This window comes from Mesorhizobium sp. B2-7-3 (assembly GCF_006440715.1).
GTDB lineage: Bacteria > Pseudomonadota > Alphaproteobacteria > Rhizobiales > Rhizobiaceae > Mesorhizobium > Mesorhizobium australicum.
In genome coordinates this window covers 180,520-202,597 of the sequence record NZ_VFTY01000009.1, presented here as the reverse complement: position 1 = coordinate 202,597, position 22,078 = coordinate 180,520, and the positions used below count along the sequence as shown (strand labels likewise).

Genomic DNA, 22,078 nt, shown 5'->3' with positions numbered 1-22,078 from the left:
CATGGCTGCCATCCGGGGCGCCGCCCGGTCCGCCACCCCGGCGGCCGGCTGGGCTGGCCAGGGTCAAGCCCCGACCGCGCCCCGCACCGGCAATTCCGTCGACTGGGTGACCGGCTACGGCCTGGTCGCGGTGGTGGCGCTGCTGTTCAGCATTTCGGGCGGCATGCTGTGGCTGGTGGGCTACAATTACGACGGCCTGACGGGCAATCCGGCGACCAAGATCCATCCTTCCACCTATCTGCTCGTGCTGATGTTTGCCTGGCGCGCCTGCACGTTCGGCAACCCGGTCGGCTATACGCTGGCCATCGCCGACAGGCGGCCGGCCAGCGCGCTGCTGGCCGTCATGTCGATCATGCTGCTGGTCGTCGTCATCGTCAGGCAGCGCCCCGGCATGGCCGGCATGATCGACACGTTCGTGGCGGCGGCGCTGCTGGTGATGATGCTGGCCGAGGCCGACGAAAAGACGTTCGCCCGCATGCAAACCGTGGTGCACGCGGTGATGACGGTCAACGCGCTGCTGGCGCTGTTCGAGTTCGCCACCAAGACGCTGGTCTTTCCCTACCGGCTCGACGGCGAGGTGTTCATGAACGACCTGCGCTCGACGGCGCTCCAGGGCCATCCTCTGTCTAACGCCACGATCACCTCGATCTATGTGCTGGCGCTGCTCTCCGGTTCGAAATCCCTGTCCATGCCGCTGCGGCTCGGGCTGATCGGCCTGCAATGCGCGGCGCTGGTCGCATTTGGCGGGCGCTCGGCGATGGTGACGACGATCGCGCTCGGCGGCATCTATCTGCTTTTCAGTGGCGTGGCTTATCTGCGGCGAGGACGCATCAGCCTGCCGGGTGCCGCCCTTGCCGTCATGCTCGCCTCGCTGCTGCCGGTCGTGGTGGTCATGCTGTTCTCCTACGGCTTCTTCGACGCGCTGCTGGAGCGCTTCGTGTCCGACAGCGGCAGCGCCAATGCCCGCGTCGAAATGTTCGAGTTGTTCAAGCATTTCGAACTGCGCGACTTGATCGTGGGGCCCGACATCGATCTCATCGAAAGCCTGCGCCGCATCAACGGCCTCGAACAGGGTATCGAGAACCCGATCATCCGCCTGCTCCTCTATCAGGGCGCCTTCTTCACCCTGCTGTTGTTTTTCGGCTTCGCGCTGTTCATGCACGAAGTGGCACGCCGCTGCCATCCCGGCATCTGGCTGCCGATGCTGGGCTGGCTGATCCTGCTCAACACCTCCGAAAGCCTGGCGTCCAAGACGACGCTGATGACCAAGTTCGTGGTGATCGCGCTGGCGCTTTACAGGCCGGTGAAGGTGGCGGGGCGTCCGGGCGCACAAGGGGTGCCGAGGTAGCGCTGCTCTACGGCGACAAGGAACTCGGCCGCATTTGGAAGGCGGTTATTCCGGCATCCTTAACCCGAGTGCATCCACCATCGCCGGGTCGAGCGAGCGGGTTTTGTCGTCCATCATGCCCATGCCGTCGAACAGGTCCCAGAAGGCCCAGGGGAAGCCGGATGCCTCGGCGCTCTGCCTGAGATCGGCGATGTAGCGGGCGCGGTCGGGATTGGGGGCGGCGACGTAGCGGGCGTCGGTGCGCAGCGCGCCGAATTCGCCCATGATGACGCGCGTCGGGGCGATGCCGTGGCTGTCGGCCCAATCGCGCGCCTGGCCGATATATTTGTCGACGAACCAGCGATCTGGCCTGGCGTCGAAATAGACCTTCAGCACGCGTTCGGTTTCGGCATAGGCGGCCTGCTTGTCCGCTTCCGAGGTTTCGGTGTCCCCGGCCATGCGGGCCCTGACCGAGGCCAGCGTCCGTTCGAGCGAACCGGCGGAGGCTGGCCATGGCACGTTGTTGAGCGCGCGGTAGACCGGCTCGCGCATCCAGGGTGCGCCCTGATGGCTGAACAGATAGGGTTCGTAGAAATGGAAGGTGAACAGGATCGGCTCGAAGGCCGCCAGCGGTTCCGGATCGAGCGCGGCAAGCCCGCTCACCATCGAGCCGCAGCCGCCGGTGACGACCAACGGCAACGTCTGGGATGACGCCCTGGCCGCCGTCAGGAGGGCCGCCTGGACGTTCGACCAGACGTTGGAGGAGCAGGATTGCGGCGGTTCGTTGACCGGTTCCAGCGCCACCACGCCCGACGGGAACCGCTGCAGCCTGTTGGCAAGCGTGCCGACCAGCGCGCGATAGGCTTCGAATTCGGGCGCGGCCGTGCTGGAGACCATGCGGTCGGGATTCCAGTAATGTGTGGCGCCGTTGGCCTGCACGTTGACGATGATGCCGAGATCCGCATCGATGACTGCCGCGACGGCATCGTCCAGCATCGCCAGCAATTTTGTGCGCGTGGCGGCATCGGCGGCCAGGAACGGGCCGGGATCGACCGGCAGGCGGACGAAGTCGAGCCCGGTCCGGCGCAGCCGGCGAAGGTCGTCCGGTGTCGGCACCGGCCGCTGCGACTGGAAGGGCGGCCAGTCATAGTCGGTGCGCGGCGCGGGAAACTCACGCGTCAGCGCGAACCAGGGCCAGGCGTTGACGCCGCGGCGAAAACGCCGTTCGCCGGTGGCGGCCAGCGCGGGCGATGCGGACGAGAGTGCTGCCGTTGCGGGCACCAGCGCCGTCGACAGCGCGGTCCTCAGCAGCCGCCGTCGCGACCAGCCCGTCATACGGCGCCGGGCGAGGGACGGTCGACCGGCTGGGCTGCGGCGGCGCTCACGCCCAGAAGCCGGTAGGCTTCGGTTTCATAGGCAAGCAGGACATCGTCCCAGCGGAAAGCTTCGTTGGCGCGGGCTCTCGCGGCCGCGCCGCAGGTCCTGACCAACGCGTCATCCTCCATCGCCTGCCGCATCCGCTCGGCGCAACTCTGCCGGTCGGTGAAATAGATGGCGGCCGCGCCGGCGGTCCATCTGTTATAGGGGTTGTCGTGGGCGATCACCATGTTGCCGGCGGCCAACGCCTCGACCAGCGACGGGTTGGTGCCGCCGACGGTGTGGCCATGCAGATAGGCGCGCGCGTGAAAACGCAGCGCCTTCACCGCCGCCTGGTCGTAGATGGCGCCGGGCAGCACCACCGAGGCGTTCGCCGCCTTGCGGACGGCGACATGGTAAGGGATATCGGGGGAAAGCGTGCCCAGGACCACCAGCTTCATGTCGCGCTTCTGGCTGCAGAAGGCTTCGACCATGGGCAGAATGTTGTTGTCGGGCTCGATACGCGCGATCGAGATCAGGTAGGCGCCAGGCTCAAGGCCGAGCGCGCGCACCGGCGCCTCCGGTGCCGATGTCACCGGGTCGGCGCCATAGGTGATGGTGGCGATGGCGCTGCGCGGCCGGCGCGTCGCCAGGTGATCCGCGATCACCGGATGGTCGGCGACCAGGCGGTGCGAGGCCCAGGCGCCGATCCATTCGTTTAGCCAGAACCATGTGCGCGCAGCCATACCCCATTTTGGCCGGCGCCACTCGATGCCGTCCATGTTGGTGATGATCTTGCGCCGCATCAGCCTCAGCCAGGTCAGGAAGACCGCGCCATTATAGCCGAGCACCAGGCAGATGCCGGGCCGCCGGGCAGCGTCGAGCACGCATTGCCAGTCGAATTCCAGCGTCGCGCGGGGACCTTTCGAGGCGACCTGGACATGGATGAGATCGATGCCGTTCCAGGTGTCGACACGCACCCTTTGGTCGACCCGCTCGACCTCCTCCTGGCAATAGACGCCGACCTTCCAGCCGCGCCCGGCAAGAAACAGCGCCAGCCTCTCGGCGAAGGTTTCAAAGCCACCATGGGCCGCTGGAATGCCGCGCGTCCCGAGGATCAGGATGGTGGGCATTTCAGGTTTCATGGCTGCTGGCGCTTTCAAGTCCGCTCGATTCCGCAATGCGCGGCCGTCCCTCTGGAAACACAGCCCAGCGAATACCCGTGCCAGACTCAGTTCCAGCCATCATCGCACCGGGGTGTAAAATATTTCTTCCAGCGGCCGGAGTTGTTTCACTATCGGTCAACTATCCCAGCGTATGTGTATCGAAACAAGGCAATGCCGCGACCGGGCGACCTGCAGACGGAGAAATCAGGGCCGGCATGATCCTTGCTCATGGACTTCTGTGCGCCACACCGGCGGAGGACGTGCAGCATTTGGTATGGTGATCCGGGTTCTACATCCGCTCGTCACCATGCCGGCAACAAGTGAAGTCCAAAGGGGTGTTGGGCTTGAAGTCTCCAGTCGCCTGTTCTGTCAGGCGGCGGGATCGTCAAACTACCCCTGGCAGAAAGATGCATGGGAATATGCGGATTGCATGCGTCCATCAGGGCTATGAACTCTATGGTTCCGATCGCAGCTTCGCGGAGAGCGTCGCCGCGTTGCGCGCCGCGTTTCCTTCAGCCGATATCGAGGTCGTCCTGCCGCGCAGCGGACCGATCGTGCGGATCCTCGAACCGCATGCGACCCGGATCGTCTTCGAGCCGCTCTGGGTGCTGAGGCGCCAGGCGATTGCGCGCCTTGCCACCATCGAGATGGCGCGGCTGCCGGTCGCGGTGCTGAGGGCCTGGCGGCGGCTCCGGGATTGCGATCTCACCTATGTCAACACCTCGATCGTGGCCGACTATGCGCTTGCCGCGCGCCTGCTGCCGCACAAGGCCGTGCTGCACATCCACGAAATTCCCGAAGGCGCCATGCGCAGGATCCTAGTCGGCCTGATGCACTGGAGCCATGCCGATCTCATCTTCAACTCGCGCGCCACACGCGCCGCGTTCGGCGAGCCCAGATACGCGCGCTCCCATGTGGTCTATAACGGCGTTGCCGGCCCGGCCGCGGCCGAAGCGACGACCTATGACGGCAAGCGGCCGCTCAAGGTGCTGCTGCTTGGCCGCATCAACAGGATCAAGGGCCAGGAAGTGCTTTTGGAGGCGATCGCCTCGTTGCCGGCGGAACTCAAGTCGAGGATCGAGGTGCGGCTGGTCGGCGGCGCCTTCGAAAGTACCGAGCGCGAACGCGCGCTCGCCGAACTGGTCGGCAGCATGGGGCTCGGCGGACGCGTCAGCGTGCTGCCCTTCATCCCCGATCCCTCCGAGCATTATCGCTGGGCCGATATCGTCACCGTGCCCTCGCGGCGTCCCGAATCGCTCGGCCGCGTCGCCATCGAGGCGATGGCCTACGGCCGGCCGCCGCTGGTGTCGGCGATCGGCGGGCTGGTCGAGGTGGTGAGCGACGGTGAGACCGGCTGGCATGTTCCGCCCGGCGATGCCGCCGCCCTTGCAGCCAAACTCGAGGAGATCATCCTGCGGCCCGAGGCCTGGCGCTCCTTTGTCGCTGCCGGGCGGGCGCGCTACGAGGCGGTCTTCAGCGAACCGGTCGCGGCGGCGGCGATCGCGGCGATAGCCGCCGACAAGCTGAAGACACCCATAGCGAGGCCGGGGCGGGCGGCAACCGCCCGCCAGGCGGAGACACGGCCGTGAAACTTCCTGGCCATCTGGTGCGGCGTCTCGTGCTGATGATCGGCGGCGAGGCGATGCAGAGCGGCTTCCACTTCGCCCTCAACATCGCGCTGCTGCACATGCTTTCGGCGCAAGGCTACGGCCTCTTTGCCATCGGCATGGTGATGGGCGGCGTCGGCCTGTCCTACATCAGGTCGCTCACCGCCGTTCCGGCCTCGATATGGATGGGCAAGAGCACCAACAGCGCCGGCGTCGATGCCTATGACGTTGCCTTCGGGACGGCGGCGCTGGTCGTTGCCTTGCTGATGGCCGTCGGCACGGCGATCGTGATGCGTCTCTTGGGCGACCCCAGCGGAATTGCCGCGGGCTGTTTCGTCGGCGCATGGTCGCTGCGCAGCCACATGCGCACGGCCTTCTTCGCGCGCCGCCAGCAGGTGATCGTTTCCGTCAGCGATGCCGCCTTCACGATCGCCGGCACGGTCATGGCCGGCCTGGCGATCTGGCTGGCCAAGGACGCGCTGCAGACTGTGTTCTATGCGCTCGCGGCGGCCAATGTGTTTGGCATCTTCGTCCTGGTCAGGCTGGCGCGCCGCACGATGCGCATCAGCTTCCGCATGCCGACACGGCGGCGCTATGCGAGGCTGTGGTCCCAGCTCTGCTGGTCGGCATTCAGCGCCACCACCACCAACATCCAGGGGCAATGCCTGGCGCTGCTGGTCGCGGGCATTGCCGGGCCGGCCGCCTATGCGCCGCTGGCGGCGGTGCTGGTGCTGTTCGCGCCGCTGCGCATCAGCAGTCTTGCCTTTGTGAACATGACGCAGCCCGAACTCGCCAAGCTGATGCGCAACAACGAAACGCGCCGTGTCTGGGCGCAGGCAAAGCTGTGGGCCGTTGTCATGGGGCTTGGCGCGGTTGTCTATGGATGCGCCATCTTGTTCGTCCTGCCGATGATAAAGTCCCAGGCTCTCCAGGACGCGTCGGTGGGATTCATCGGGTTTTTCGTCATCGCGAATTTCGTCCCGATCATGCTCTACATCATGCCCCGCATCGTGCTCGAGATAATGGGTGACTTCCGCATCGTCGCGTTCATAACCCTGGGCGGCGCCATCGTCGGGCTGGCGTTGATCGCCATCCTGCTGTCGATCGCCTCCCCGCCATGGGCGCTGCTGGGTTCGGCGGTGTCCGAGATCTTCGTGCTCGTGGCATCATGGTATTTCGTGCATCACCGCATGTGGAACATCGAACACCCGGACCAGCAGCGCGACAGCCGCCTGGGCTCCTGGCGACGGGCGGTTTCGTTCGCCGCGGTCAAGCGATAGGAGAAGGATGTGACAGGCCACGCAGTGCAAATTGCCGCGATGACCGACTTGCCTGGCGGGCAGGTCTCGCATCCCACCTCCGTCGCGGCGAACGACGCCTATACGGCAAAACTGCACACCAGCCTCGAGGCGGTCAGGCCACTCTGGCTGCGCCTCCAGGAAAGCGGTGTGTGCACCGGCCACCAGAATTACGCCTGGGCGGAAGGGATCGCCACGCGGCTGCTGCCGGAAGGCGCCGAACTCCTCATCGTCGAGGTGGGCGACGCCACGACCGGCGAACCCAGGATGCTGGTGCCGCTGATGCGGCGCAGGGCCTTCCATCATTGGGTGGTCGAATGGTTGAGCTGTGGCGTCTGCGACTATTCGGCACCGCTGCTGGCCGATGCCAGCCCGTGGACGCGGCAATCCGCGCAGGCTGCGTGGGCGGCGGTGCGCTCGGCGCTGCCGCCGGCGGACCGCGTCCACATCGTGGGGATTCCCCGACAGATCCAGGGCGTCGCCAATCCGCTGGCCTTGCTGTCGGCCACACGCGATTCCATCCAGACCACTTTCGGCCTCGCCATCGACGGCGATCCCGAAACAGTGCTCAAGCGTCTCTGCAGGCCATCCTTCGTCAAGGAATTCGGCAAGGACTGGCGCCGCCTCGAACGGCTTGGCAGCGTGGAACTGGTCGAGGCCGGGGCGCCGGCCGAGGTTGACCGTATCTTCGGCGAACTGGTGCGGATGCGGCTCGACCGCTTTCGCGAGCTTGGTCGCTTCGATCTGCTGACCCAGGAGAACATCGTCGAATTTTACCGGAACGCGGCTGTTCAGGGCCTGTTGGACGGTTCGGTGCGGCTTTTCGGGCTGCTCGTCGGCGAGGCTCTGATCGCGGTTCAATATCTGCTCGTGCATCAAGGGACTGTTCATGCTCTGCTGATAGCAATGGACCAGGGCGTCGTGCCCAATGTCTCGCCGGGGCTTGCAATCATGGGCAGGTTGATCGGCTGGGCGCGCGAACGAGGCTTTGGATATTTCGACCTGTCGGTCGGCAACCAGAGCTACAAGGAACATATGGGCGCCAAGGGTTCGGTATTGGTCGAACTCTGCCATGGGTTCACGATGCGGGGCAGTGTGGCGACCACCGCCATCGAGTTCCGCAGGCGGGTCGAGGCTTTCGTACGCTCCAGCCCAAGGCTGCTCAACGCGGTCCAGGGAACAATGCGGGGTTTTCGGCGCTTGCGTGGATAATGCCCATGCGCCCCAGAACGAATGGGAGAGGCATGTGGCAAGCCAGGCAGTGCGGTTGGTCGCGACAGCGAATGCACCGGTTCAACCGATTTCGCCGGTTAGAGCAGGCATGGGCGCCACCGCGCGCTATACGGCGCGGCTGCACACGAGCTTCGACACCGTAAGGCAGCTCTGGCAGCGTCTTGAGGAGACTGGTTTGTGCACCGGCCACCAGGGCCTTGCCTGGGTGGAAGGGATCGCCGGGCGGCTGATGCCCAAAAGCGCCGAGCTGCTCGTCGTCGAGGTCAATGATGCCGCCACGGGCGTGCATGTCATGCTGCTGCCGCTGATGCGGCGCCGGGCGCTCGGCCACTCCGTGATCGAATGGCTGAGCTGCGGCGTGTGCGATTATTCGGCGCCGCTGCTGGCCGATGCCAGGCCTTGGACCAGGCAAAACGCCGACGCCGCCTGGGCCGCGGTCCGCGCCGTGCTGCCGCCCGCCGACCGCATCCATATTGCGGGGATTCCGCGGGAAATCCACGGCGTGGCCAATCCGCTGGCGCTGCTTTCGGCGGCGCGCGACTCCATTCAGATCGCCTCGGGTCTGGTCATGGATGGCGAGCCGGAGACGCTGGTCAAGCGTATCTGCAAATCCTCCTTCACCAAGAATTTCAACAAGCACTGCCGCCGCTTCGAACAACTCGGAGGCCTCGCACTGGTCGAAGCCGAGACGCCTGAGATGATCGAGGAGCAGTTCGGCAGACTGCTCGACCTCAGGCTCAACCGCTTTCGCGAACTCGGGCGCTTCGACCTTTTGACGCAGGCGCCGATCGTGGAGTTCTACCGCAACGCCGCCCTGCAGGGGCTTTCCGACGGCTCGGTGCGGCTGTTCGGGCTGCGCGTCGGCCAGGCCTATCTCGCTGTCATGTACGTGCTGGTCATGAAGGGCACCTTGCACGCCCTGCTGCTCGGGATCGACCAGGACGCGGTGGCCAACGTCGCGCCGGGCCTGACGATGATCGGCAAGCTGATGGTGTGGGCACGGGCGCAAGGGCTCGGCTATTTCGACCTCTCGGTCGGCGGACAGGGATACAAGCAGCATATCGGCGCCTCGAACTCGGTGCTGGCCGAACTGTGCGAGGCGATGACGCTGAAGGGCAGGGGCTCGACCGCCTATATCAGGCTGCGCTGCAAGGCCGAGCTGTTTGTGCGCTCCAAGCCGCGGCTTTACAAGGCCGTGCAGGGCGTGATGCGCCGTTTGCGGCGGTTGAAGACCTGAAGGACGCCGCCCGCGAAATTGACAGGCGCGCGCGTCTCCGCCATCCTTGGGGCCAGTCGCCAGGCGGCCAAGAGCGGCCGAGTTCCGTGTCAGGCGACCGAGGGCGAAGCGCATGTCCACTGCCGTGAACGGCCAGAACTCCAAGCGCGCCGCGGTGCGCAAGGCACTTGACCGCCACAAGGTCTATGTCACCGCGCAGCGTTTCTCAGGCGGCACCTACAGTGCGCGCGTGCTGGTCGACGGCGAGGCCTACTGGGTGGATGAGTTCCGGCTGAGCCAGTTGCAGCAGGGTTTGTCGCCGGCCGAGCTGGAGCTGACGCCGGCGACGGACGACTGAGACCACGTGATAAATCGCGAGCGGTGCCAGGGTAGCGCCCCACGGCGCGAAGGAACAAGGCGGTTGTTGGTTTCCGCCAGGCTCGGCTTTTGACATGCCGCCCGCCAAGCTCGGATCCTATCGCGCCAAGCGCGAATTCTCGAAGACGCCGGAGCCGGCCGGCGGGCTGATGACGGGGGGCGGCAACCGCTTCGTCATCCATAAGCATCACGCCACGGCGGACCACTACGATCTGCGCCTGCAGGTCGGCGATGTCTTGAAAAGCTGGGCGGTGCCGCGCGGGCCCTCGCTCAACCCAGCCGACAAAAGGCTGGCGGTGGAGACCGAGGACCATCCGCTCGAATACATCGATTTCGAGGGCGTCATTCCCGAAGGCGAATATGGCGGCGGGCCGATGATCGTCTGGGACACCGGCAGCTGGGCGCCGATGGACGATGTCGACAAAAGCCTGCGCACCGGCGCCTTCAAGTTCCGGCTGGCCGGCGAAAAGCTCAATGGCGGCTGGATGTTGACCCGGCTGAAGCCAAAGCCCGGCGAAGACGAGAACAAGAAGAACTGGCTGCTGTTCAAGGAGCGCGACCTCGCCGCCGACACGGGGCTGAATATCCTTGAAGCGCGGCCGGAAAGCGTGAAATCCGGCTTGCGCATCGAGGAGCTGGCAGCGCCACCTAAGCCGGCCGCGAAGTCCGCGCCAAAGCCCGGTTCGCTGAAGCCGGGCGACCTGCCGGGCGCGGCCAAGGCGCCAGCGCTGAGCCGCATCGAGCCGCAACTGGCGAGCCAGGTGCCGAAGCCGCCGGGCGGCGAAGGCCTTGCCGAGAATACGAACGAGCCCTGGCTGCACGAGATCAAATTCGACGGTTACCGCACCATGGCGCATATCTCCGACGGGGAGGTGCGGCTGATCACGCGCGGCGGCATCGACTGGACGAGACGCTATGGCGACTTGCCACATGCGTTCGCCAACCTGCCGTGCCGCGAGGCGACCGTCGACGGCGAGATCGTCGTGCTCGATGCCAAGGGCATTTCCCGCTTTGCGCTGTTGCAGGACGCGCTGGCAGCGGGCGCCGGCAGCAAGCTGCATTTCTACGCCTTCGACCTGCTGCATCTCGACGGCTGGGACCTGATGAAGGTGCCGCTCATCCGGCGCAAGGCGCTGTTGGCCGAACTGCTTGGCGGGCTTGGCGCCAACTCCGCGATCCAGTTCTCCGACCATGTCGAAGGTTCTGGGCAAGCGCTTTACGACCAGGTGACGGAACTCGGCCTGGAGGGCGTGGTCTCCAAGCGCGCCACCGCGATCTATCAGAGCGGCCGCACCAAGAGCTGGACCAAGACCAAGGCACTCGAAAAGGACGATTTCGTCATCGCCGGCTACACCATTTCGGACGCGGCCGAGGGGCTGGCCGCGCTCGGCATGGCCGAGTGGGTGGACGGCGAACTGCACTATCGCGGCAAGGTCGGCACCGGCTTCGATGCCGGGACCGCGGCCGACCTGCTGGCCCGGCTTGGGCCGCTCACATCCGGCGCCACGCCGCCGGAAGGCGTGCCGCGTGAAATCATGCGCGAGATGCATTGGGTCAAGCCGCTGTTTTCGGCGCGCATCCACTACGCCAATCGAACCGCGGACAATTCGTTGCGCCACGGTGTGTTCCGGGGCCTCAGGGATGTCGGCCTGTCGACGCCGGTCTCCTCGACGCGCAAGCGCCTGATCGCCGAAACCGATCTCGCCACCATCTGGGTGACAAACCCGACGCGGCGGCTGTTCGGCAAGACCGGCCCGACCAAGCTCGACATCGCCGTCTATTACGCGCTGGTCGGCGACTTCATGCTGCCGCACATCCTTGGCCGCCCGGTGTCGCTGGTGCGCTGCCCGACCGGCCTGCCCAAGGACTGCTTCTTCCAGCGTCATGCGTTCACCGGCATGCCGCCTTCGGTGGTGACGTTCCAGGCGACCAATTCCGAGGGCGAGACCAAGTCCTATCTCTCGGTCGAGGGCGCGAAAGGATACCTGGCGCTGGCGCAGTTCGGCGTCGTCGAGTTCCACACCTGGGGCACGCATCGCTCGAGCCTCGACAAGCCCGACCAGATCGTCCTCGACCTCGACCCGGGCGAGGGGATTTCCTGGCGCGAGGTGGTGGAGGCCGCCGTGCACATCAAGGGCGAGCTGGAGGGGCTTGGCCTGGTGCCGTTCGCAAAAACCTCCGGCGGCAGCGGTATCCACATCACCGTGCCGGTGACGCAAAAGCAGAACTGGAAGAAGCTGCATCAGGCAACCAGCGCCATATCAACGCATCTAGCGGCCACCGCGCCCGACACCTTCACCACCACAATGGGCAAGGAAAACCGCAAGCGGCGCATCTTCATCGACTATCACCGCAACGCGCGTGGCCACACCTCGGCCGCGCCCTATTCGCTGCGCGCCCGCACCAACCTGCCGGCCTCGACACCGGTGAGCTGGGCCGATCTGGAGGCGATCGATGCACCGCAGGATTTAAATTATGCGTCGCTGCCGGGGTTGCTGGAGACGTCGGGCGATCCGTGGGCTGAGATCGACGACTTCGCCAGGGATCTGCCGGTGGTCTCGGGAAAGGTAAACGGGCTTTGAGGCGCCCTTCGACGACCAGGGCTCCTGAACCTCGTCATCCTAGGGCGAAGCAGGAGCGAAGCTCCGTCGCGAAGACCCTAGGATCCATGCCGCGACCGTTGTTGTAGAATGCACCTGTTCAGATGACCGGATACGTCTACATGACCGCGAGCCAGAAGCGTGGCACAATCTATATCGGTGGCACCAATGACCTCGGTCGCCGTATGCCAGAACACAAGTCGGGCCAAGGCTCGCGTTTCACCAGCCAATACGGCGTGCAACGGCTGGTCTGGTATGAGGAATATTTCGACATTACCGATGCAATCCAGCGCGAGAAGTCACTTAAGCGCTGGCCGCGCCTATGGAAAGTTGAACTGATCGAGAAGGCCAATCCAGACTGGTTCGAACTCTTTCGCGGGACTGGATGGTGAGCTTTCCTTCACCGCGGCAACGCTTGTAGGTCACGGCATGGATCCTAGGGTCTGCGCGCGTCGCTTCGCTCCTTGCTACGCCCTAGGATGACGAAGCGTGGAGCGTTCGCTGTGGTCGCCGGCGTGTCGGCTCAAACGCCATCGACGCTTTCGACAATTTGAATTATCTTGTCGCCGGTCCTCTCGCAGCCCCGGCTGGAAGATTTCGTCAGGGATTTGTCGGTATTGTGCGGGGTCGGTGTAGGATTTGCGCAGCCTTGTTCGTCCTTCGGACGAAGCGCTGCGAAGTAACAGTCAGTGCATGGCCGCGTAGGAGTTCATCATGGCGCCCAGGGCAAGTTGGAAGGGTTACCTCAAGCTCAGTCTCGTCAGCTGTCCGGTGCGGCTATACCCCGCCACCAGCGCCAGCGAGCGCATCTCGTTCAACCAGCTGCACAAGAAGACCCACAACCGCATCAACATGAAGCCGGTCGACCCTGAACTGGGGCTCGTCGAGCGGGCGGATCTGGTCAAGGGCTACGAGTACGAGGACAAGCAGTACATCATCATCGACGATGCCGACCTCGACGCGGTGCGCATCGAATCCAACCACACGATGAACATCGAGGCTTTCGTCGACGAGGACGAGGTCGACGTCATCTACCAGGACGCGCCCTATTACATGGCGCCGGACGGGGCGATGGCGGAAGAGACTTTCGCCGTGCTGCGCGAAGCGATGCGCAAGTCCGGCAAGCTCGCCATCGCCCGGCTGGTGCTGTCCAGCCGCGAGCGCGTGGTGACGATCGGCGCGCGCGAGAACGGGATGTTCGTGTGCACGTTGAGGAACCCGAACGAAGTGCGTGGCACGGCTGAATATTTCGGCAACATTCCGGCCGGCAAACCTGACCCGGAAATGCTGCAGCTTGCCGAAGCGCTGATCAAGCAGAAGGAAACCACCTTCGATCCGAAGAATTACGAGGACCGCTACGAGGTCGCGCTGATGACGATGATCCGCGAGAAGCTGAAGGGCCACAAGCCGATCATCGCGGCGGCACCGGAGCGCGGCAACGTCATCAACCTGATGGATGCGCTGAAGGCCAGCCTGTCTCAGTCGAAGCCGCCGGCCAAGTCGAAGAGCAAGGCCGACGAGCCCGCCAAGCCCGCCGCGAAGAAGGCGGCCGCGGGTGGTGCGCCTGAAAATCCGCTCAAGGCCAACCTGCTCAAGGCGGTCGGCAAGAGCAAGAAATGACGGCTCCGGCCGTTCCGGGCGCTGTCTTCGGCACGATCGGCGCACTGGCGGCGTTTCCGCTCAGGCTTGCCGCACGCGAGGTGGAGCGCCAGCACGGCCAACTCAGGCGCGGCGTCACCCGCCGCACCACGCATGTCGTGTTCGGACGCGCATTGTTGGTCAAGGCGGGACTGACCAAGGCCGGACCAACCAAAAATAGCGATATAGAGATCGAACGCCGCCTCGGCGCCGAGCGCGCGGCCGGGCGCATTCTCATGAGCGAGAACGGTTTCCTGCGGCTGCTCGGGCTGATGAAGGCGCCCGAGGCGTCTTCGCTGTCGCGCCAATCGCTGATCGATCAGTCAAGGCTGTCCGGCGCCGATCTCGACAGGCTCAGCCTGTTCGATGCCTTGGAGCATGATGGCGAGCCCTATTCCTTCCGCGACCTGATCCTGGCGCGCAAATATGCGGGGCTGATCGCCGGGGGCGCGACATGGGGCGCGATCGCGCGCTCCGTCCACCGCTCCGGCCCGGTGGCTTCGCTCACCGCCAAGTCGCTCAATGTCGGCTCGCAGCACGGCCGCCCCGACGCCATCTACCTCGAAGGCGGCCAGAGCGAGCTCGACGGGCAGCTGCTGTTCGATCTCGGCGCTGCGGCACAAGGCGACGACACGCTGGAAGATTTGTTCGCCGAGGCGGAAGCCGCCGAGGAGGGCGGGGATCATGACGGGGCCGCCGCACTCTACCAGCGCTGCCTCGCCATCGATCCCACCGACGCCATCGCCGCCTTCAACCGCGCCAACTGTTTGCGCGGGTCCGGGCGCGTGGCGGAAGCCGCGCATGATTATGCCAGGGCGATCAAGCTCGATCCGGCCTTCGTCGAAGCCTGGTTCAACCTGGCCGGGCTGATGAGCGAGCAAGGGCGCGACGCTTCGGCGCGAAGGCATTTGCAGAAGGCGATCGCGCTCGACAAGACTTATGCCGACCCGGTGTTCAATCTGGCGCGGCTGGAGTTTGACGCCGGCAATCTGCTCGAGGCGCGGCGGCTGTGGTCTCGTTATCTGGAACTCGACTCCAAGTCCGAGTGGGCCGGGGTCGCCGCCAAAGGCGTGCAGTTCGTGGATATGGAGCTGGCGCAGAAGTCGGCGGGCTGAAATGTTTGCGCTTGAACACCGGGAACTCGGCCTTCATGAGGAAGACACCCATGACCAGCTTCCTCTTTGACGGCCACGATACCGCTCCCGTCACCATCCTGCTTGCCCATGGCGCCGGCGCTTCAATGGACTCTCCCTCCATGACAGCCACCGCAAAGGCGCTGGCCGCCGCTGGCTTCCAGGTCGTGCGCTTCGAGTTCCACTATATGGCCGCGCGCCGCTACGGCCAGCGCAAGCCGCCACCGCGTGCCGAAACGGTGAACCCGGAATACATCAAGGCGATCGCCGACCTCAGGGCGAAGGGTATAACGGGCAAGCTCATCATCGGCGGCAAGTCGATGGGTGGGCGCGTCGCCTCGATGATCGCCGACGAGATGTTTTCCAAGGGCGAGATCTTAGGATTGATCTGCCTCGGCTATCCCTTCCATCCGCCTGGCAAGCCCGAGCAATTGCGGACAAAACATCTCACCGGGCTGAAGACGCCGACGCTGATCTTCCAAGGCACACGCGACGAGTTCGGCACCAAGGACGAGGTTGCGACCTACAACCTTTCCGATGCAATCGAAGTGATCTGGCGGGAGGACGGCGACCATGATTTGAAGCCGCGCAAGAGCATTTCGGGTTTCTCGACCGCGGATCATCTGACGACGCTGGCGGAGACGGTGAAGGCTTGGATGGGCAGGATCGCGCCCTGATCCAATGAAGATCGCCAGCTTCAACATCAACAACATCAACAGCAGGCTGGACAACCTGCTGTCGTGGCTCGGCTCCGCAAAACCCGATGTGGTCTGCCTGCAGGAACTGAAGGCGCGCGACACGCAGTTTCCGCGCACCGCGCTTGCCGATGCCGGCTATGGCGCGGTGTGGAAAGGCGAGCCGACCTGGAACGGCGTCGCCATACTCGCGCGCGGTGCCGAGCCGGTGCTGACCCGCGATGTGTTGCCCGGCGACGATGCCGACCGGCAGAGCCGCTACATCGAGGCTGCGGTCAACGGCATCGTCATCGCCTGCCTTTATGCGCCCAACGGCAACCCGCAACCGGGGCCGAAATTCACCTACAAGCTCGCCTGGCACGCAAGGCTCGAAGCGCATGCCGAACAGCTCATCGACACCGGCCTGCCGGTAGTGCTGGCCGGCGACTACAACATCGTGCCCGAACCGCGCGACATCTACGCCACACGCTCCTATGACGACAACGCGCTGGTGCAGCCGGAAAGCCGCGCCGCCTTCGCCGCGCTGCTCGAACAAGGCTGGACCGATGCGTTGCGCAAGAAATACCCGAAGGAAACGCTCTACACCTTCTGGGATTACCGCCGGAACCGCTGGCCACGCAACGCGGGCCTGCGGCTCGACCACATCCTGTTGTCGAAGACGCTGGTGCGCAAGCTCAGGGCCGCCGGCATCGATCGTGACGTGCGCGGGCAAGATGGCGCCAGCGACCACGCGCCGGTCTGGGTGGAATTGGGGGTGAAGGCCGTCGCGACAGTCGTCGCGTAAACCACGCGACGGCAACGCTGTCACGGCCTCAAGAAAGACAGAGCATCCCTGCCTGCCGATCGGACAGTGCCCCCAACATTATTGGCGGATATGTTCCGGGTACTGAAATCAGCCCGGCAGTATCGGCGCCGAGGGCCCGGCCGTGACCGACTTCAGATTACCCTTCTTGACCAGGACGGGTCGTTCATAAATCTTCTTCATAGTGCAAGCTCTCCACTATATCCCGTCGCGATAGTGACACATTACGGTCATCTGTCAATGTTGTGAGGGCGATAGTCGAGGTTATCCCGCCGAAGCATCGCGGACTCTGGGCTCCAGGAGGCCGGGTGCCCTGGCGCAAATCCGAATCCTGCGATCGGTATACATCAGGGCAGGAAGCAAGCGGCGCTTTGCGGCATCCACCGGCGCTGATAATCTTGTCCAAATCGGCGGGCGGAGGGCGCGATGAACAGGTTGGCTGACAAGGTGCTGGCGCTTGTCCTGGCCGTGGTCGCGGCTGCCTGCCTGGCCCAGGTCTATCCGCTGATCGACATCCTGGCCGGGCGTGGCCTTGCCGGGCTCGACGTTGCCATGCTGCGGCCGGCGGCATATTCGGCGGCGGCACTTGCCTGTTTCATCGGTGCGTTGCTGTTCCTGGCGGGTCAATTGCCCGGCCGGCCCGTGCACGCGGCCGGGGTGCCGCTGTTCGGCAGGGACGCCGAATTGGAGCCGGCGGGCCGCGCACGCCTGCGCCGGACTTTCCTGGTGCTGCCAGTGGTTGTCTTGCTGGCGCTGCTTGGCGACGGGTTGGGCTCGTGGCGGCCGCATGAGGGTGGCGAGCATGTCGCCAGCGCGCCGCCCATGGAATCCGTGCCAAAGCCGGAATCGCCGTCGCCGGTTGCTCGGACACCGCCCTTGCCGCCGGCCCTGCCGTCCGAGCAGGCGGCCACGCCGCCAGCCGCTGCAAACCCGCCGGCTTTGCCGGTGCAACCAGCTCCGCCGGTGGCCGAGCCTGCTGTTCCGCCGGCGTCTACGGCCCCGATGCCGCCGGAGGTCGCGGTCATTCCGCCGCCGACGGTGGCGCCGTTGCCGCCGTCGCCGCCGGCGGCACCAACGCAGCCCGACGGCCATCGCGATGCGGTCGTCTGGCTGGCGGTGGCGCCGGATGGGCGTTCGATCATGAGCGCCAGCACCGACCACACGATCAAGCTCTGGGACATGGGCGGCAAGCACCTGATGCGCAATCTCGGCGTTCACAAGGACATGGCGCGCACCGCGCTCTACATGCCCGACGGCACCAGCGCGCTGACGGCCGGCGACGATGGTGAGATCGTGCAGCGAAAACTCGCCGACGGCGCGGTGCTGCACGTCTTCCAATCCGGCCAGAACGGTGGCGTCAACAAGCTGGCGATCAGCCCGGACGGCAGGCGCGCCGTCAGCGGGCAGGACACCGGCAACGTCATCATCTGGGACCTCGTCAACGGGTCCGTGCTGCATGTGCTGACCGGTCACGACTGGTCGATCAACGCGGTCGCCGTCTCGCCCGATGGCAAGCAGGCCCTCTCGGGCAGTATCGACGGGACGCTGAAGCTCTGGGACATCGAAAGCGGCAAGCAGTTGCGCAGCTGGCACGGCCATGAGCAAGGCACCTATGGCGCCGTCTTCACCGCCGACGGGCATCATCTGATCACCGGTAGCGGCGACCTGACGATCAAGGTCTGGGACGTCGACAGCGGCCGCGAGGTGAAGCGCTTCGAGGGCCACGAGGGCACGGTCTACGCGCTGGTGCTATCGGCCGACGGCAAACGCCTGCTGTCGGGATCACTCGACGGCACCGCAAGGCTGTGGGACATGGCGAGTGGGAATCAGATCGCCATGTTCGACAGCCAGACCGGACCGATCTACGCCGTCGCCTTCGCCGCCGATGGCACGGTGCTGACCGGCGGCTCCGACCGCACCATCAGGGATTGGCCAGCGGCCGGTGGTGACGGCGTCGTGCTGTTTGCAGGGGCGCCGGGGTGAATGCCTGGAGACGCTGGGCCGGGCATGGACGCTGGCCAAGTAACCGTGCGCTTGCCATGGTCGACGCGGACGGGGGGGCGCATTGTTGGGGTGTGCTCGGCGCCCGCGCCAACCAGGGCGGCTCGTACCGCCGCAACAACACCATCGCACATCGCCCAAACCTCGGAAACTTCCGCGAAAGCGGAATAGGCAGCGGCTGCAAGACCCGGCATTCTAGCCGGGCATGATCGGCCAACCCCAGGCGGCTGGCGAGGCGGTAACGCAGTATGGCAAAGTGCTGGTCCATGGATTGACCGGGGACGTTGCGTTGCTATCTGACTCGATGGGCTGCGGCCTGCGGATCGAACTGATCGGTTTTCCTTGTAGGACCAAGGTCTTGTTTCGTGCGCCCGAAAGTCCGAGAGGCCCCGTTCGGTTCCGGCAATGTCCATTGGACGTTCCGCTATTTTATCCAATCGAGATATGATCACCCGGCCTCGCCGCCAGGTTCAAGAATGGTAGCCTGCTCGGACAGGCATGGGCTGGTGACCGCCCGGCAGGGGAAGACAAGCGCAAAAGTTCCGGCGAGAGCCGCTGCCAGCCAGCCTACCCGCGTGAAAGCGGGTAGCTCTTGAGGTCGTTTGTTTCGGAGCGAAAAACTTGACCGCTCCATGCAGGCAAGGGATCGAACTGCCTGGGCTTGCCGTTACCCCAGCCACCACCACAATGCCGCGATCACCGCCGCGATGGCGGCCATCGTCAGCCCCAGCATGATGTAGGAGCCTTTGATGATGTCGCGGATGATCTTCTTGATCGTTTCGCGGTCGTTCAGGTTGGGGAAGGTTTCGTTTGGCTGGGCGACGTCGAGGAAATGGCAGAGCGGCCCCCAGCCTTCGCTGACGTTGAACACCAGCAGCTTTTCCGGCGGCACGGCTGCTTTCACTTCGTCGACATAGCTGGCGTAGCGGGCAACCGCCTTGTCGCGGTCACCCATGACGCCGGCCAATGTGCGGCCCCAGATGAGCTTGCGCGACATGTCGCCGAACTTGCGGCCGAACGGTGTGAGCCATTCCAGGATCTTGAACTGCCACAGGTTCTCGGTGAAGTAGATCGTGTCGATGGTGCTTTCATACCAGGCCTCAGCGCCGCGTGGGTGTAGTGTCAGGAGCACCTTGGCGTCGGGGTAGGCAGCCATCAATTCCTTCCAGACGCAGCAGCCTGGATTGTCGACGGTGGCCGTATAGTTTGCGAACACGCGGTTCCAGTCGTGCTGGGTGCCGGGCGGGCTGTTGGCCACCGCGCGCCAGAAATCAAGATGGCCCTTATTGGCCTTGTTCATGATCACTTCCTGCATGTGATAGCAGGGCAGGCCGAGCCTGTTAAGCGCTGCAAAGGTCGACCATGTGCCGGTGCGGCCGAAACCGGCGCCGATAAGCTTGAGCGTCATTTCCAATCCCCACCGGACTTCTTTTCCCTGATATCGCGGTCCGTGAGCATCAAACTGCTCCTGCCGGGGCCGCCCCGCAACAAACTTCTACATGGATGCCTAGGCGGACGCCATACTTGCGTAGTTGCTAAAATAATGAAAGCCTGTGCGCGGGTGTGGAGATGGGCAGGGAGTCGCCGGACCGGAATCGGTTCGGCGATCTTGATGGTCGATGTATTTTGGGTCTTTTCTCGTCGGGATGTCGGCGACCACGATCGTTGTCGCAGTGTGGACCTATATTGCTACCGGTTCGTTCTGGGTGGCGCTTGGCTGGACAGTGGTGGTCCTGGTCGTCCTGCAGGTCGGCTATTTCGTGCTCGTCGTGGGGCTGATCTACAGGCGCGCGCAAAACGTCGCGATGAGCCCGGATGCAGTCAACCCGGTGCCGCCGCTCCATCGGGACGGCGTCCGATTCTGACGAAGAGCTCCCGCTCCGGTATCGAGCGTTGCGCACCTTCCGCCAAATCGCGGCGGCCGGTGGAACGAAGCTGTGATGCGTGCGTTTTTCCTGCCTCGATCGGTGAGGCGCCACCTCCACCGGTCCGTTGAAGGCCCGTTCTGCTCCCGGCAGGGCGGGCCTTTTTTGGAGGCCCGGTAGAGCATTTGGAACGACACTCTTCGCTATACGTTAGTTGTTCCTAAGGAGCGGGTAATCCGAGAAAGAGGCGACATTGCTTGCGCTGCAACGCGCGATGCTTTTGCTATTTCCGCAAATTAGAAGAAGTTTCTTCAGAAAAGCAAAGCATACCATTGCTTATCTTCACATGTGTGCATAATAAAATGTGGCATGTTTCTGGTTGCGCGCCACATTTATTTCACAAACAAGGATGGAACCTCCCAGTTGCGTGAGAGTTTCCCCTGAGGCGGAGCGAAATACCCAATCATGGAGGTTGTTATGAAGCATTATCTTACGAGCGCCGCGGCTGCCATCGTCCTGCTGGGCGGCGTCGGAGCGGCCCTGGCGGACACGATCGTGGTCCAGCCGGAACAGGAGACGGTGGTTCGCGAATACATCAAGAAGGAGCCGCTGGCGTCGGTGAACCTGCTGGGCGTCGAGCTCAAGCTCGGCTCGTCCGTGCCGGACAAAGTCGAACTGCGCGAAGTCCCCAATGTCAAGTATCGCGTCGCGGTGATCAACGATCAGACCGTGCTGGTCGACCCGGACACCCGTCAGATCGTGGAAGTTCTTCACTGATCCGTCTCATGCATCAAGCAAAAAGCCCATCACCGATTTGATCCGGTGATGGGCTTTTGTTTGTCGCCCGCCAGTTCTCCAGAATTTACTCGGCGGCCAGCTTGTCCTGCGTCCTGGTGTCGAAGTCGCTGGCGTCATGGCGTTCGTGCAGTTGCATGGACGGTTCGCCAAAGGCGCGGTTGACCATGCGGCCACGCTGGACAGCGGGCCGTTCGTCGATCGCCTTTGCCCAGCGCTGAACGTGCTTGTAATCCTGAACCGACAGGAATTCGGCGGAATCATTGTACATCCGGCCGAGCGCCAGCCCGCCATACCAGGGCCAGACCGCCATGTCGGCGACCGAATAATCCTTGCCACCGAGATACTCGACCTCGGCCAGCCGGCGGTCGAGTACGTCCATCTGCCGCTTCACCTCCATCGAGAAGCGGTCGATGGCGTATTCGAACTTCTCCGGCGCATAGGCGTAGAAATGGCCAAAACCGCCGCCGAGATACGGCGCAGAACCCATCTGCCAAAACAGCCAGGACAGCACTTCCGCCCGGTCCGGCTGTTCGGTGGGCAGGAATTCACCGAATTTTTCGGCGAGATAGACCAGGATCGAGCCGGATTCGAAGACGCGCAACGGGGTCTTGCCGCTTCGATCCATCAGGGCGGGGATCTTGGAATTGGGATTGACCTCGACAAAGCCGCTGCCGAACTGGTCGCCATCGTTGATCCGGATCAGCCAGGCGTCGTATTCGGCGCCCTTGTGGCCAAGCGCCAGAAGCTCCTCCAGCATCACCGTCACCTTGACGCCGTTCGGCGTCGCCAGCGAATAAAGCTGCAGCGGGTGCTTGCCGACGGGCAGGTCCTTGTCATGCGTCGGACCGGCGATCGGCCGGTTGATGCTGGCAAAGGTGCCGCCATTGGCCTTGTTCCAGGTCCATACTTTCGGCGGGGTGTATTCGGTCATTGCGCGGCCTTGTGTTGTGGGAAGGATGGATAGG

General features: G+C 64.4%; 20 protein-coding genes. 15 read left to right on the top strand and 5 right to left on the bottom strand.

The features are described 5' to 3' along the window. The first annotated feature begins 1 nt into the window (after position 1). The gene (locus FJW04_RS21160) at positions 2–1,348 is read left to right on the top strand and encodes a VpsF family polysaccharide biosynthesis protein (protein ID WP_181173016.1); all 1,347 of its coding nucleotides are present in this window, start codon (positions 2–4) and stop codon (positions 1,346–1,348) included. 45 nt (positions 1,349–1,393) lie between these two features. On the opposite strand, the gene FJW04_RS21155 is transcribed toward FJW04_RS21160, so the two are convergent. After that, positions 1,394–2,662 carry a cellulase family glycosylhydrolase gene (locus FJW04_RS21155; protein ID WP_140716465.1) on the bottom strand — a complete coding sequence of 423 codons (1,269 nt, stop codon included), beginning with the start codon at positions 2,660–2,662 and terminating at the stop codon, positions 1,394–1,396. Further along, positions 2,659–3,828 (bottom strand): DUF1972 domain-containing protein, encoded by a 1,170-nt coding sequence (locus tag FJW04_RS21150; protein ID WP_140716463.1) that lies wholly within the window; start codon positions 3,826–3,828, stop codon positions 2,659–2,661. Before FJW04_RS21150 ends, FJW04_RS21155 begins: the two co-directional genes overlap by 4 nt. 440 nt (positions 3,829–4,268) lie before the next feature. On the opposite strand from FJW04_RS21150, the gene FJW04_RS21145 reads away from it, so the two are divergent. From FJW04_RS21145 to FJW04_RS21095, 11 genes are all read left to right on the top strand, one after another. Next, positions 4,269–5,438 carry a glycosyltransferase family 4 protein gene (locus FJW04_RS21145; protein ID WP_140716461.1) on the top strand — a complete coding sequence of 390 codons (1,170 nt, stop codon included), beginning with the start codon at positions 4,269–4,271 and terminating at the stop codon, positions 5,436–5,438. After that, positions 5,435–6,736 (top strand): hypothetical protein, encoded by a 1,302-nt coding sequence (locus tag FJW04_RS21140; protein WP_015316841.1) that lies wholly within the window; start codon positions 5,435–5,437, stop codon positions 6,734–6,736. The genes FJW04_RS21145 and FJW04_RS21140 overlap by 4 nt, the downstream gene beginning before the upstream one ends. A 9-nt stretch (positions 6,737–6,745) precedes the next feature. Further along, complete coding sequence (locus tag FJW04_RS21135) at positions 6,746–7,966, top strand: GNAT family N-acetyltransferase (protein WP_140716459.1); 1,221 nt, start codon at positions 6,746–6,748, stop codon at positions 7,964–7,966. 109 nt (positions 7,967–8,075) lie between these two features. Beyond that, on the top strand, positions 8,076–9,224 hold the full coding sequence (locus tag FJW04_RS21130; protein WP_246673940.1) for a GNAT family N-acetyltransferase: 1,149 nt from the start codon (positions 8,076–8,078) through the stop codon (positions 9,222–9,224). A gap of 112 nt (positions 9,225–9,336) precedes the next feature. Then, complete coding sequence (locus tag FJW04_RS21125) at positions 9,337–9,561, top strand: hypothetical protein (protein ID WP_015316844.1); 225 nt, start codon at positions 9,337–9,339, stop codon at positions 9,559–9,561. Between the two features lie 94 nt (positions 9,562–9,655). Then, positions 9,656–12,163 (top strand): DNA ligase D, encoded by a 2,508-nt coding sequence (gene ligD / locus FJW04_RS21120; RefSeq protein ID WP_140716455.1) that lies wholly within the window; start codon positions 9,656–9,658, stop codon positions 12,161–12,163. Between the two features lie 122 nt (positions 12,164–12,285). Continuing rightward, positions 12,286–12,573: a GIY-YIG nuclease family protein gene (locus tag FJW04_RS21115; RefSeq protein ID WP_140716453.1), complete on the top strand. Its 288-nt coding sequence runs from the start codon at positions 12,286–12,288 to the stop codon at positions 12,571–12,573. Between the two features lie 322 nt (positions 12,574–12,895). Then, positions 12,896–13,801, top strand: a complete 906-nt coding sequence (locus tag FJW04_RS21110) for a Ku protein (RefSeq protein ID WP_015316846.1) — start codon at positions 12,896–12,898, stop codon at positions 13,799–13,801. Then, positions 13,798–14,934: a tetratricopeptide repeat protein gene (locus FJW04_RS21105; protein ID WP_140716451.1), complete on the top strand. Its 1,137-nt coding sequence runs from the start codon at positions 13,798–13,800 to the stop codon at positions 14,932–14,934. Before FJW04_RS21110 ends, FJW04_RS21105 begins: the two co-directional genes overlap by 4 nt. A 50-nt stretch (positions 14,935–14,984) precedes the next feature. Then, entirely contained in the window at positions 14,985–15,629 is a 645-nt protein-coding gene (locus FJW04_RS21100) for an alpha/beta family hydrolase (protein ID WP_140716449.1), read from the top strand. A gap of 4 nt (positions 15,630–15,633) precedes the next feature. Further along, the gene (locus FJW04_RS21095) at positions 15,634–16,431 is read left to right on the top strand and encodes an exodeoxyribonuclease III (protein ID WP_140716447.1); all 798 of its coding nucleotides are present in this window, start codon (positions 15,634–15,636) and stop codon (positions 16,429–16,431) included. 108 nt (positions 16,432–16,539) lie between these two features. Here FJW04_RS21095 and FJW04_RS21090 read toward each other — a convergent pair whose 3' ends face one another. Continuing rightward, positions 16,540–16,632, bottom strand: coding sequence for a lasso RiPP family leader peptide-containing protein (locus tag FJW04_RS21090; protein WP_140617931.1), 93 nt, complete (start codon positions 16,630–16,632; stop codon positions 16,540–16,542). A 243-nt stretch (positions 16,633–16,875) separates the two neighbouring features. Between FJW04_RS21090 and FJW04_RS21085 the strand changes: the two genes are divergently transcribed. Then, entirely contained in the window at positions 16,876–18,432 is a 1,557-nt protein-coding gene (locus FJW04_RS21085; protein WP_140716445.1) for a WD40 repeat domain-containing protein, read from the top strand. 685 nt (positions 18,433–19,117) lie between these two features. Here FJW04_RS21085 and FJW04_RS21080 read toward each other — a convergent pair. After that, positions 19,118–19,858, bottom strand: a complete 741-nt coding sequence (locus FJW04_RS21080) for a sulfotransferase family protein (RefSeq protein ID WP_140716443.1) — start codon at positions 19,856–19,858, stop codon at positions 19,118–19,120. 211 nt (positions 19,859–20,069) lie between these two features. Between FJW04_RS21080 and FJW04_RS21075 the strand changes: the two genes are divergently transcribed. Together FJW04_RS21075 and FJW04_RS21070 are read left to right on the top strand one after the other, a co-directional pair. Continuing rightward, the gene (locus FJW04_RS21075; protein ID WP_015316854.1) at positions 20,070–20,315 is read left to right on the top strand and encodes a hypothetical protein; all 246 of its coding nucleotides are present in this window, start codon (positions 20,070–20,072) and stop codon (positions 20,313–20,315) included. A gap of 477 nt (positions 20,316–20,792) precedes the next feature. Beyond that, entirely contained in the window at positions 20,793–21,092 is a 300-nt protein-coding gene (locus tag FJW04_RS21070) for a DUF1236 domain-containing protein (protein ID WP_015316855.1), read from the top strand. An 85-nt stretch (positions 21,093–21,177) separates the two neighbouring features. Here FJW04_RS21070 and yghU read toward each other — a convergent pair whose 3' ends face one another. Next, positions 21,178–22,044, bottom strand: coding sequence for a glutathione-dependent disulfide-bond oxidoreductase (gene yghU, locus FJW04_RS21065; protein WP_140617934.1), 867 nt, complete (start codon positions 22,042–22,044; stop codon positions 21,178–21,180). Between the last annotated feature and the right edge of the window lie 34 nt (positions 22,045–22,078).